The organism is Zavarzinella sp. (assembly GCA_041399155.1).
Taxonomy (GTDB): Bacteria; Planctomycetota; Planctomycetia; order Gemmatales; family Gemmataceae; genus JAWKTI01.
Map to the genome: position 1 here is coordinate 1,766,037 of JAWKTI010000001.1, position 12,928 is coordinate 1,778,964.

Annotated in this window: 11 protein-coding genes; 3 read left to right on the forward strand and 8 right to left on the reverse strand. The window is 48.9% G+C overall.

The window, feature by feature from the left end:
• Positions 1 to 19: 19 nt before the first annotated feature.
• Together R3B84_07270 and R3B84_07275 are read left to right on the forward strand one after the other, a co-directional pair.
• A complete protein-coding gene (locus tag R3B84_07270) occupies positions 20 to 664 on the forward strand; it encodes a sigma-70 family RNA polymerase sigma factor (GenBank protein MEZ6140355.1) in 645 nt (214 codons plus the stop codon).
• Entirely contained in the window at positions 661 to 1,773 is a 1,113-nt protein-coding gene (locus R3B84_07275) for an STM4014 family protein (GenBank protein ID MEZ6140356.1), read from the forward strand. Before R3B84_07270 ends, R3B84_07275 begins: the two co-directional genes overlap by 4 nt.
• On the opposite strand, the gene R3B84_07280 is transcribed toward R3B84_07275, so the two are convergent.
• From R3B84_07280 to R3B84_07290, 3 genes are all read right to left on the reverse strand, one after another.
• The gene (locus tag R3B84_07280) at positions 1,765 to 3,147 is read right to left on the reverse strand and encodes a DUF1501 domain-containing protein (GenBank protein MEZ6140357.1); all 1,383 of its coding nucleotides are present in this window, start codon (positions 3,145 to 3,147) and stop codon (positions 1,765 to 1,767) included. The genes R3B84_07275 and R3B84_07280 overlap by 9 nt on opposite strands.
• Before the next feature lie 70 nt (positions 3,148 to 3,217).
• On the reverse strand, positions 3,218 to 4,945 hold the full coding sequence (locus R3B84_07285; GenBank protein ID MEZ6140358.1) for a cation:proton antiporter: 1,728 nt from the start codon (positions 4,943 to 4,945) through the stop codon (positions 3,218 to 3,220).
• Between the two features lie 106 nt (positions 4,946 to 5,051).
• Positions 5,052 to 6,281 carry a DNA polymerase gene (locus R3B84_07290; GenBank protein MEZ6140359.1) on the reverse strand — a complete coding sequence of 410 codons (1,230 nt, stop codon included), beginning with the start codon at positions 6,279 to 6,281 and terminating at the stop codon, positions 5,052 to 5,054.
• Positions 6,282 to 7,013: 732 nt separating this feature from the next.
• Between R3B84_07290 and R3B84_07295 the strand changes: the two genes are divergently transcribed.
• Positions 7,014 to 7,382 (forward strand): hypothetical protein, encoded by a 369-nt coding sequence (locus tag R3B84_07295; protein ID MEZ6140360.1) that lies wholly within the window; start codon positions 7,014 to 7,016, stop codon positions 7,380 to 7,382.
• Between the two features lie 335 nt (positions 7,383 to 7,717).
• Here the strand turns inward: R3B84_07295 and R3B84_07300 are convergent, their stop codons facing one another.
• The 5 genes from R3B84_07300 to polA form a co-directional block, all read right to left on the reverse strand.
• Positions 7,718 to 7,894, reverse strand: a complete 177-nt coding sequence (locus tag R3B84_07300) for a hypothetical protein (protein MEZ6140361.1) — start codon at positions 7,892 to 7,894, stop codon at positions 7,718 to 7,720.
• Positions 7,891 to 8,457 (reverse strand): DUF6677 family protein, encoded by a 567-nt coding sequence (locus tag R3B84_07305; GenBank protein MEZ6140362.1) that lies wholly within the window; start codon positions 8,455 to 8,457, stop codon positions 7,891 to 7,893. Before R3B84_07305 ends, R3B84_07300 begins: the two co-directional genes overlap by 4 nt.
• A 103-nt stretch (positions 8,458 to 8,560) precedes the next feature.
• Complete coding sequence (locus tag R3B84_07310; GenBank protein MEZ6140363.1) at positions 8,561 to 8,938, reverse strand: CrcB family protein; 378 nt, start codon at positions 8,936 to 8,938, stop codon at positions 8,561 to 8,563.
• Position 8,939: 1 nt separating this feature from the next.
• A complete protein-coding gene (locus tag R3B84_07315) occupies positions 8,940 to 9,935 on the reverse strand; it encodes a PfkB family carbohydrate kinase (protein ID MEZ6140364.1) in 996 nt (331 codons plus the stop codon).
• A 14-nt stretch (positions 9,936 to 9,949) separates the two neighbouring features.
• The gene (polA, locus tag R3B84_07320; protein ID MEZ6140365.1) at positions 9,950 to 12,784 is read right to left on the reverse strand and encodes a DNA polymerase I; all 2,835 of its coding nucleotides are present in this window, start codon (positions 12,782 to 12,784) and stop codon (positions 9,950 to 9,952) included.
• Positions 12,785 to 12,928: the final 144 nt, after the last annotated feature.

Here is a 12,928-nt window from a genome sequence, read left to right on the forward strand (position 1 = left end):
GATACCTTGACGAGTTCCCATGGCCAGCGAATCAGAAAAACTGCTTATCCAACAGATCAGGTCTGGTGACGAAAAGGCCTGGAAAAGACTAATCGATATTTTTGAAGGTCGACTGCTTGCTTTTGCCCAGCGACGTCTCAATAATCAATCCGACTCTGAAGATGCGGTCCAGGAAGCATTCCTTGGCTTTTATCATTCGATCCACAACTTCGATGACAAAAAAGACCTTCAGAATTATCTTTTTTCCATCATTGGCTACAAAGTCATTGATATCCAGCGAAAAAGATGCCGCGATCAAAAAGTGAACACATCTGATTCAGCAACCATCGAACTGGAAGAGCATCTGGATTACCGCCAACGCACGGTCAGTAGTAACGCACGGAGCAATGAACGGCGGGAACTGGAAGAAAATGCCATTAAACTGGCGTTGGAAAAACTGATCCGTAGTTGGAAAATCAACAGCCAGTTGATCCGCCTGAAAACAATGGAACTGTTATTTGTAAAAGGATTTGGCAATAAGCTTGTTGCAAGCCAGTTAAACATTCCTGAACAGCAGGTTGCCAATATTCGTTTCAGTGCTTTGAAACAATTGAGTGAGTCGCTTCGCAATGCGAAGTTATCCCCAGATCATTTTCCTGAATTACAACAAGTCCCTTCAGAATGAGTAGTGTGGTTGTCTGGGGGCATCCCGGTAGTCCACGGATTCAGTCTTTTGCCACAGCATCAGTTGATTTTCCCACTATTTCTTATCAACTGATTCCTTGGATCGATCTTTTACAAGATGGTCCAATTCATGAGATCTATCGGGAACCAGTCTGGGTTAGGCTGGAATCCGCCGGCCGCAATGCTAATTTTCAACATCGCTTGCTGGAAATGTGGCATCCGGAAGTGCCGAGTTTTCCAACCGCCAAAACATCTTTCCGACTTGCAGTTCAGTTTCACTCGGCGTGGGCAAAATTTCTCGAATCGCGTACTACCTCCTGGAGTGGCAACGCAAATATTCACTGGACTGCACAACCCATGGAAGTGCTGCAACTTTTCGATAAATACCAGTGTGGTGATTTTATGAAAGCACACAGCATCCCAACTCCAGCTACCTTCTTGATGCACGACATCTCGGTGGCTGACTTTTTTCAACAACTCGACAGCCTGGGATGGAAAAAAGCATTCCTTAAATGGCGTTTTGGCTCATCCGCAGTTGGGATCCTGTTCCTGGAATTACGCCACAATCAGTGGCATGGGTGGACTACTCTTCGCTTCCACGATAATGACTGGCACAATACCCGTCGACTGGTTGCTGTTTCGGGTTCATCTTTGCAAGAAACAATAAGTGTTCTCCTGCAAAGTGGGGCAGTCCTGCAGGAGTATTTTCCAAAAGCATTTCTGAACGGTCAACAATTTGACTTACGGCTGATACTCATCGCCGGCACGATTGAGTTCATCGTGGTAAGATGCAGTCCCCACCAGATCACTAACATTCATCTTGGTGGGACCAAAGGCGATGTCGGTTTGATTCGAAAGCTGATTCCCAAACGCCTCTGGCTGGATGCCTGCGATATGTGCGAGAAGATTGGTTGCCTCTATCGATCACTTGTTCTCGGAATCGATCTGGCGTTTGATGCTGCGATCAGTCGATTCACAATCTTTGAAGTGAATGCGTTTGGCGACCATTTTCCAACCTTGCGAAACGAACAGAATCGGTCGGTGCATCAGGTAATTTTGCAATGGCTTGCCACCCACCCGCCGGGAACGCGATTCGGTGAATCAGAATAGTTCTTTCAACGGAGGGGCATCATCCACTAACTGTAACGGGCGATCAAATCGATCACGTATCTTCATATCATCAATACCCATGGTGTGGTAGATGGTACGCACTATATTGGCAGGTGTTACTGGTTTGTCTGCAGGAAACTCTGCTTTGGCATCACTGCGACCATATGTCTGCCCGCCGCGGATTCCCCCACCAGCCAGTATGTTGCTGAGGCAATAGGTCCAGTGGTCGCGTCCTGCACCATATGTCCCACCTGATCTGGGATCGCCGATCTTCGGTTTTCTACCCATTTCACTGGTTACCAGCACCGTCGTCTGTGCCAGTAACCCTTTTTCTGCCAGATCGCCGATCAATGCAGAAAATGCCTGGTCGAATTCCGGCAACAAATGCTCTTTCAGGCAATTAAAATTGTTACCGTGGGTATCCCAACCCCCTGCACTGCGACATTTTTTGGCAATCTGTTGATTTTCTTTCCAAAACACAGTGATAAATGGCACTTCTGCTTCTACAAGCCGGCGTGCCAGCAACAGGCTCATCGCATTAACTGTGTTGCCATAGCGATTGCGTAATTTTTCCGGCTCTGACTCCAGATCAAATGCTTTGGTTGCTCTCGAGGATATCAACAATGAAAATGCCTGTTCTTGAATTGGGTCAGTGCTGGAATTGCTGGTAGCCAATTCCTCTTTTGCACGATCAATTGCCTGCAACAATTCTTTGCGGTGCTGCAAACGCGCTGCACTGACATCACCAGACAACATCAGTGCAGGTGCGGTAAATTCTAATGGTTTCTCATTATTTCCCATCACGTACAGTGGATCGTGGATTTTGCCCAGCTTTGCAGCGAATTGCCCCGGCCGTGTGTAAGGCGCTTTGCTTGGCTTGTGGGGTAACGTGATTGCCCCAGGACCTTGTTTTCTGCTTTTTCTTGCAGCAACCACTGATCCCATAAACGGCCAGTCATCCGATTGTGGTGTGCGATTGTTTCCCAACGTGAGAAACGTTTGATCAGGAACGTGTCCTGTCAGGTTGTAGTAATAGCCTGCGTGGTGATCGTTAGTGTTGACTTTCCCATTGATCGACCGAATTATTGCCAGATGGTGGGCCTGTTGTGCCAGCAATGGAAGATGCTCACTCAGGCTGATTTCTGGTGCTGTGGTTGCTTTCGGTTGAAAAGGCCCACGGTATTCTTCTGGTGCATCCGGTTTCATATCCCAGGTATCTATGTGGGATGCCCCACCGCACAGAAAGAACAGAATTGTTGATTTTGCCTGGCCGCCTTTGGCCTGCTGTTCTCCCCGTCCCTGTGTGATTCCGGCAATACTTGCTGCACTGGCGATCAGAAACTGCCGGCGTGGGAGGTGAGACCAGGAACTCATTTGCTTCTCCAATTTCAACTACTCGATCATACTTCTTCCACCCAGAATTAGCCACTATTTTTTCAACTTGTTAACCAATTAATTCTGCTCGCACACGTTCCCGTTCCCGATCGATCTGTTCTGGGGTCGCACCAATACATAGCAAAATTGCTTCCGTTAATGCCAATGCTACCTCACCTTCACCAGAAAACACATTTTCTGCTCCTGCTTTTCTTAACGATGTCAGTTCCCGCACATATCCGGAACGTGCCAGGATTCGAATATCGGGATTCATCTCTCGTGCAATTCGGATTGTCTCTGCACTCCCCTGCATGCCTGAAGAACTTAAAATCAAGCTGCCTGCTTCTTCAATTCCTGCCTCTTTCAACGTATCCGGGTGGGTGGCATCGCCATACACTGCCCGGATACCTTCTCTTTTCAAAAATCGTACCGTATCAATATTCAGCTCAACGATCGATACTTCTACTTTGTTTTCCTGTAGCAACCTCGTTAATGTGCGACCAACAGGACCATAGCCTATAATGACTGCGAGAAACAGTGGGTTTTCGATTTTCGTTTCCTGTAACGATTTTTCATCAACTGTTTGCAAACAGCGGTTCAATCGTTGCCATAAGCGAGGTTTACGTGCAGCCCAGCGTGCCAGTGGCTCTTCCAATCGATAAATCATTGGATTTAACGAAATGGTGATGATCGCAATGGCCACAAATAATTGAATTGCCTGCTCGTCGAGAATACCCAGTTTTTTCCCTAACCCTCCCAGGATAAATGAAAACTCTCCAATTTCTGTCATTGCCAAAGCAAGTCCGATCGCGGTGCGTACAGGATAGCCTCTTACCAGCACTACCAGAAAAACCAGTGTGGGAGTAACGAACAGAATTATCCCTACAAGACATGCCAATAAGAGCGGCTTTTTCCATAACAGGGCGGGATCAAACAACATACCCACTGACACGAAAAACAGCACTGCAAAGGCATCTCGCATCGGAAGTGCCTCGGTAGCGGCACGCACGCTGAAATCGGATCGCCCCACAACCATTCCTGCCAGAAATGCGCCCAGTGCCATTGATACACCGAAAAACATACTTGATCCGACAGCAATTCCCAATGCCACAACCAGAATGGTCAGCGTAAATAGTTCGCGTGATTTGGTTGCTGCAACATTCTTCAACAGCCACGGAACAACTTTCCCACCAATAATTAATACAGCCACTGTTAAACCGCCCATTTTCAGTGCGGCAATTCCTACCACGGTGGGCACTTTCCAGGCACTCAATGTTTCTTTGCCGAAAAATTCAGGCAATAAGACCAGCGCCAACACCGCAAGAATGTCCTGTACTATCAACCAGCCAATGGCAATATGACCCACTGATGTGTGCAGTTGATTGGCATCGGTCAGCACCCGCGTCAGAACAACCGTGCTGGCCACACAGATCGACATGCCGAATACCAGGCTTGCCGCAAACGACCAGCCAAAGCTTCGCACAATCATCATGGTTACCAATGTAATGACTGTGCCTTGAATCAATGCACCTGGAACAGCAATCCGCCTGACTGCGAGCAGTTCGCTGAGCTTGAAGTGCATTCCTACTCCGAACATCAGCAGGATCACTCCCACTTCGGCCATCTGTTCTGCCAATTCCTGGTCGGCATCAAATCCGGGTGTGTGTGGGCCAACCACAATACCTGCGACCAGATAACCGACAATTGGTGATAGTCGCAATAGTTGCGATAGATAACCAAATGCCAGTGCCACGGTCAGAGCACCGGCCAGGGTTAATATAAAGTCGTAGTCGTGCATCAATGCTACCGTGCTGTGGGAGTCGTTTTTCCTTACTTTCGTGTTTTATTGCTGCATCCTCCTTTCTCAACTTTATTGCGTCGACATCAGGCACTTTCCTGCCTGTTCAACAATCCGAAAAACTCAGGTCAGGCACAGTACCAAAGGCAATTCGCGTACTTACCCGTTCCCGCAAACCAAACATGCCGCCAAAATGAACCATATGCCTGCCAAAACATTCATTGACACGATCCATTGCCTTCGCCAGCAAGATCAGTTTGTTCTGTTCTTCAAACAATGACTGCGGGACATTGGCTTCCGCAATCAGATCGCCAAATACCACCCCAATCTTTTTGGGATCCGCGTGGTCGTGCTGATCCCACATGGCCATGGTGCGTCGCAACAGCGACAAAGTATCCTGTAACTCATTAATCCGAATCCTTTCCTTCCAACGACTGCGATCGGTGTATGATACGTTCAATTGAATGGAGCGTGCGTAATAACCAATATGACGCAACCGTGCGGCTGCTTTGTGGATCAACCGAATCATCACTGCCCGTGCATCGCCGGGATTCCGCAGTTGTGGCTCCAGCACCCGCGAATGCCCCAGGGAACGGCGGTGCGTTGCAGTATCAACGATTTCCACACCACGTAAGCGGTGCCAGAAGATCGATCCCAGGAATTTACTGCCCCAGATCCGCCCCAGCTGGGCAGCAGGCTGGCGAAGCAGATCGTTCATGCTGAAGACACCTGCTGCATTCAGGCGGCGTTTCATTCGCATCCCAATGCCAGGAATATCGTCGATCTGCAGCGGCAGCAATTTGTCCGGTAAATCCTCCTTGCGAATTACGGTCAAACCGTTTGGCTTCTTCATATCGCCAGCCACTTTGGCTAACAACCGGTTCGTGGCCAGGCCAATAGAACAGTGCATGTATTCGCCTGCCTGACGATAAATTGCCTCCTTTACCCGTCCTGCAAGTGCCAGTGCGGCCTCGACAGGTCGGTGGTCGCCCCAGAGTTTGCACATCATTTCATCAACTGACATCACATGGCTGACCGGCAGCACAGAACCAACAGCATCCACAATTTGGTGGTGCATCTGCACGTACACCTGCGGGCGTGCAGCAATCACAATCAGCCCTGGGCATAATCGTTTGGCATCGCCAATCATGGTGCCAGTTTTCACACCATACCGTTTCGCTTCGTAACTGGCAGCAATACAAGCTGTGCTGTCGGCACCCACGGGGCTTACCGCAATCGGTTTCCCACGTAATTCCGGGTTTAGTTGTTGTTCCACCGAAGCAAAATACGAATTCATGTCCACGAACAGGTAGTGGACCATTGACTGAACGCTCATATAAATGTACGCTCAAATAGAATATACTTCAGTATATTAACAGAAATTCAGTCCATGTCAAACAGAAAAACTGAAAAATACAAAAACTTTGTACAGTACATGCGGCACAAATTATGAAAGTAAAATGAGAAAACTGCGGATTAATGAGAAAAAAATGAGAAAAGTTGATTTTTTCAAACCAATGCAAACAGATAATCGTCTGCCAAAGAGTATAGGAGCAATGTGAGCGTCAGAAACATTTACTGGCCGTACGAGATACTGCCTTTGGAACAGTTGTCTGTAAAGTCGCAGAACGAAGTCCGTTTTCTCGACTTGGCATACAGCAAAGGTTTCAATCCATACAACTTCGGGTCTAACAATTACGGTGCGTCCTACGGAAACCGAGAACCATTATTTACTTTCGTGGCAGCCGTTTGTGGGAAGTGATACTTGCTGAGATGAACTTTGCGATAACTGCCTACTAAAATGATTTCAATGCTGTTGTTGGAGCTGTGTTATCATGGCTTCAGGGTGTGGAATTGCCCAAACTCGTTGCACAAATGACCAACAATGTCAGAGATGTCCCACACAGCTCAGGTGGATTGATTTTTCGTTCTCAATCCAAGTTGTTCGACACACAAGTTGCCGCAGAGTTGCTGGGTTCCAACCTCGGGCAAGTGGACCGTCAAGGCGGTTGAGCGGCCTGGGCAAAAGGGTGTTCGATGTCATTGCCGAAAGGGTAGGTAAGTAGCCATGAGCGAGAAGGCAGTCCAACATGACGCTTTGGCGTATTCGGAGAAACGCCACTACTGGCCCTTTGAAGTTGCAGGAGAAGACAAAAAGACGGAACAAGATCGGCTTGAAATTGCCTTCCTTCAAGCTGCCGCAACTGGTGGAGGGAATGCCTACGTCGATGGTGTCGGGAATTTTGGTGCCGGGAATAGCTTACGCAGTGTGAAGCTCATTCGCCGCCATTCCAAGAAGTGGGAAGTGAGGATGTTTGCAGGAGAAGATCAGGTTCTTTCTACTTCGCTGGAGAGTTTTAAGGGGGCGAGCGAGGTTACTCTTCGCTGGCTCAAACAAGGGGAAAGCGATTCCTCGCCCGACCCTACTGCGAATTGAGGTTCTGAAACACGCCGAACACTGACGTGCAGGTCGGGACGGCGGCACTCTGGCCGATCCAATGGGCTTGAACGGGAACAAATTGCCAACAGAGAGGTAAGGGATATCAGGCTGACTTGGGAGGGTATCCTTACAGACGAGTGAATTCAGACGAGTCCTCAACCACTCACTCCGTCCTATAGTCGCTAGCAACGGTTCCCAAGCGTCAATGTACCGCAACACGTCACTTCTGCCACGTCCTTCGGTCTGGCGCGAGTGACCTAGTTTCTTGAATTTGTGTTTAGTTAATTTTTGTATATCAGGACAAAAAGATAGAGTGAACAGATGACAAGAAATTACAGGTATGTGGACAGCACATAAAGGATGACACCGATGGTCAACAGAAAAGAGGACATGCGAAAGGCCCATGTCAGGGTTTCACGAAAGATCATGCGCCAATCATCGTATCGAGACGCACTGTAAACCAGGCTGGTAACGAAAATAACCAAGGGTAGGTGGATGTAAAAACTCATGATTTCACCTGTGGGGATGGTGGGGTTGGTTGCGTATTGGTCGATTCAGAGACGCGACGAAAAGCCGCACCAGCAACGGCATCGTAAATCACCAGGATATTCAATACCCCGGCGATCACCGTGTAGACCCAGCCAAGATCCCAGCGTTTATCAGCGTTACGCTGGTGGTCGTTGATGAAATCAACGGTAGGCTCCCGCATCCAGCCACTGAGGGGCGGGTTTGCGTTATCAGCAGGATCGTAGGCAAGATATTGGTAAAGAGAAGGCCAGACAGCCGCACCCATAAAGAACTGGGGGATAAACTGGTAGCGGGACTTCAAATCGGCAATCACTTTCGATGGTCCGGTTTCATCACGGTGGTAGTTAGGCAAATAAACGTTCTTCCATTCGCCGAGCGCCATCCCGTAAAAGAACAGCCCATAGATGCAGACGAGGAAAAGGACACCTTTGCCAATACGGCCCTGCAGAATCTGTCCCAAACCAGGAATGAAGAAACTGTAAACACCACTAAGGAAATCGAGTTTCCGAGGTGGTAATGGGACCGTAGTTACAGGTGTTACCATGTATAACCCGAGATTATCGGTCAAACCAAGGTTTGCCGGAAACAAAATGTAATTGTACAAGAGAGGAGAAAAATGATTAGTAGCAACACGCAGGGAAGATCAATTACCGCAGTGACTGGGCGAACACCATCCCAGCCACGGCAACCGCCACGCACAGCAGACAGGATGTGCAGAGATAAGTGCCAGCAGAAAGATAATTGTGGGCAAGCACCCGCTCGCTGATCTCAACCGCAAATGTGGAAAATGTGGTTAGACTACCACAAAAACCGATTCCCAGGAAAAAGTGAATCGGCTTCCCTTTCGCAAGGACGATAATGATCCCCAGTAGAAAGGAACCCACAATATTCACCAGCAAGGTATGCCACGGAAAAGTAACCTGTGGGAACCAGATGCGAAATCCGTGAATGACCGCATAGCGGGACAATGCACCGAGGCTGCCACCGAAAGCGATGAGTAAGAGGGAGGCACTTGTGGAAACCATGTTACAATTGCTCCTGCAACTGCTGCCAGCGTGCACGCACCTGCTGCGGCGTGGCACAGCCTGTGGTGCCCAGTTGCTGAATGGTGATCGAAGCAATCAGATTGCCAAAGGCGGCCGCAAGACAAGGGTTTGGGTTGTACATCCACGCACAGGCAATGCCAGCACTGGTGCTGTCGCCCGCACCAACGGTATCAATGGGCCCAGTAACAGGAAAAGCATTGCAGAGAACTTCAGACTGATGCGGTTGCTGCACCACAATCCCACGATCACCCTGGGTGACAAAGACAGTGCGATTGAAGGAATCAGCGTATGAGGATGCAGAAAATCGTGCCGCTTCGTGGTGATTCGGCTTAATGCAGACATGCTGAAAATCTGCAATTCGCGCTCTGCTGTCTGCCAGAACAAACTGGTTTGGCTGTTGCAAAGCAAGCTGGCCCAGATGCTGACGGACGTTCGTGGTGATAACCCCACAGTCCTGCTCAGAGACCTGATCCAGCACCAGCCACGCATCAACCTGCCCGAATAAGTGTGTAAAACGCTCCAGCAGTTGGAGTTCGAGATCAACTGGCAATGGGGTGCGATTTTTAATGTCCAGCCGGTGAAGTTCTGTTGCCGCAGAATCGGCGGAATGCAGCATCGGCTTGGTATAAGTGGGAGTACGTACGCGAGAATCGATCAGAATATTACTCAGATCGATGCGAGAATTACGCTGCAATTGTTGACGTAATTCATACCCTTCACCGTCATCGCCAATGACGGTAACAGGTAACACCCGCCCCACCCCAAGTGCCAGGAGATTATTCAGAATCGTGCCCAAGGCACCAGGAATAGGCCGAACCTGTACTACTTGGTAGGCAGTGAGCCCCGTTTCAATCGATGGTTCGTTCAATGCGGCATCGATATCGAGATAACGGTCAAGAAATAGATCCCCGATCAGCCCCACGGTGCGGCTGGACAGCGAATCCAAAATACCTTCGATAAGAGAATGATCTAACATGAGAGAGAATGTTATTATGAAGAAATTTCGGATGTATCCAACCAGTTTGGCCCCACCTGAACATCGACTTCCAAAGGCACGGTTAGTTGGATGGCCTGGCACATCTCCTCCCGCAGCATAGTGGCTAATTGGTGCTGTTGCGTGGGATGCACTTCAAAAACCAGTTCATCATGCACAGAAAGGAGCATGTTGGCCTGTAATTGCAATTGTGAAAGTTTGTCCTGGATCTGCAACATCGCCTTTTTGATCAGGTCGGCTGCGGAAGCCTGAATCTCCATATTGATCGCTTCCCGTTCTGCCTGATTGCGGGAGTGATAATTGGGCTTCCCACGAAATGCCGTACGTTCAAACCTTCGTCGTCGCCCAAGGATGGAACTGACAAAACCATCCTGTTTAGCGCGGGCTATTATGTTATCCTGGTACTGGTTGACGGCGGGATACCGTGCAAAATAACTATCGATGAACTTAGAAGCTTCTTTGCGTGTGATGTGCAACCGCTCGGCAAGTCCGTAGGCACTCATGCCGTAAATGATGCCAAAGTTGACCGTCTTGGCCACGCGACGCATATCGGAAGTAACTTCCAGAAGTGGTACGCCAAAAATTTCGCTTGCCACCTGCGTGTGTACATCCACCCCGTTCTGGTAAGCAGCCAGCAGATTTTTATCCTGCGAAAAATGGGCCAGCAGTCGAAGTTCTATCTGGGAATAATCTGCTGCCAGAAGCACCCACCCTGCCTGGGGGATAAACGCCTGACGAATTTCCCGTCCAAGGTCAGTTCGCGTGGGGATATTCTGCAGATTGGGATCACTACTGCTGAGACGCCCTGTTGCTGCCACAGTCTGATTGAAAGAGGTGTGCACTCGCCCCGAACGTGGATTGACTAGTTTGGGCAATGCATCCACGTACGTGCCCTTCAACTTGCTGATCTGGCGATGCTCAATCAGTAACCTGGGCAGTTCATGTCCGTGGGCGGCCAGCTTCTCCAACGTATCCTGATCGGTGCTTGCTTCATTGGTCAGTCCGGTACGTTTTAAAACAGGCAACTTCAAGTCATCGTAAAGCACTTCACGAAGTTGCTTGAGAGAAGAAACATTGAAGGTACGGTTCGCCTTTGTCTGGATTTCTTCTTCAAGTTGTTCAAGCCGCAACTGCATGGAATCGGACAGTTTCGCCAGATACGCAGTATCCACGCAGATGCCGGTAGCCTCCATCCGTGCCAAAACGGAAATCAACGGCAATTCCATTTCCTGGTACACGGAAACTGCTTGATTTTCTATTAGTTTTTTTTCATAGAGCAGTGTTAATCGCCAGGCAGCATCAGCATCTTCGGCGGCATACTGGCTGACCTGTGCTATCGGCACTTCTGCCATCGATTTTTGCTTTTTGCCTTTCCCAATCAGCGATTCAATGGGAATGTTTTTGTGGTGGAGTGCCTGAAGTGTTAAATCATCCAGATTGTGGGTGCGGGCAGTGGAATCGATGAGATAGTGGGCAATCATGCTATCGCCATCCACGCCACGAAGAAAAATATCGTTTGCAGCCAGCACCAACTGATCAAACTTGATGTTGTGGTTGGTTTTGCGAATCACTGGATTCTCGAAAAGTGCTTTCAATTGTGCAAAAATATCACTGAATGCAAGGCACTGCTCTCCCTCTGGGGCCAGCGTGGGTACGTAAGTGGCGGTTTCGGATTGCCAGGAAAACGCAATTCCCACCACCTGACAGGTCAGGTAATCAAGACTGGTAGTTTCCAGATCGAAAGCAATGCGAGGCTGTAACTGCAGTTCGGCAAAGAAAGCCTGCCATTGGTCCAAAGTGGTTATTGTGGTGTAATTTCCTTTCCAGGTGTCTTCAGGCAAGCCAATATCGAAAGGATTGTCTTCTTCTGCATCAAAAAGCCCAAGTTGTCCGTCAGCAGCACGTGGCGTGACACCAATCGCTTCCATCAATGCATTATTTTTCATTTTCCCCTGGGCAGTCATCGCCTCTCTGGCTTTGCGTGCGTACGTCCGAAAATCCAGCTCTTCGCATAATGCCAGTAATTCCTGAGTGTTCCATGGCTTCAAGTGCCAATTTTCCCAGTCGAGTGGCATAGGTACATCGGTGCGAAGTTTCACCAATTCCCTGCTCCGTTCAATCGTGCCATCGGCAAAGGCTGCCACCAGATTTTCTTTCTGTTTGGATGGTTTTAGTTCATCCAGCCGCTTACGTAACTCTGCAATACTGCCAAATTGCTGCAACAACTTGGTGGCTGTTTTTGCTCCAATACCGGGAACCCCTTTAATGTTGTCAGTACTATCCCCCACCAGCGTCTGGTAATCAATCACCTGCTCCGGCGTAATTCCCCAGTCTTCAGCCAGCGCAGCACGATCCATAACCGTTTTCTTGCGAAGATTATACATCCGCACATCATCACGAATCAATTGTCGACAGTCTTTATCGCTGGTACAGATTGTTACATCGATCCCACGTTCGTGGGCTGCGGTTGCTACGGTAGCAATCACATCATCTGCCTCAAACCCTGGCCATGAAAGTACGGGAAGATTCATTGCCACCAGCAATCTCTGGATCAGTGGAACCTGCCCAATCAAGTCTGGTGGTGTTGGCGGGCGGTTCTTTTTGTAGCTTGGCTCAAGTTCATCTCGAAAAGTTGGCTCTTCCCGATCAAAAGTGCATAGCAGATACGTTGGTTTGACTTGCTCGTAAAGGTAAAAGAGGTCCCGTGTGACCCCAAATACAGCGTTCGTTGCCCTGCCATCCGGAGCATTCATGGGCGGGATGGCGTGGAACATCTGAAAAATCAGGGCGTGTGTATCGACCAGATATAAATTGGGAAGATCATTTGCCATCGGTATCGCATTCACCACTGTTGCTGTAAGTACATTTTTTAGCGGAATCGAGCATTTTCTGTGAAAGTTCCGAGAAGTCGAACCAAAATTCTGGAAGATTGTTGAAAGCGTAAACATTTGTACTAACGATACATAGTGGTGTTC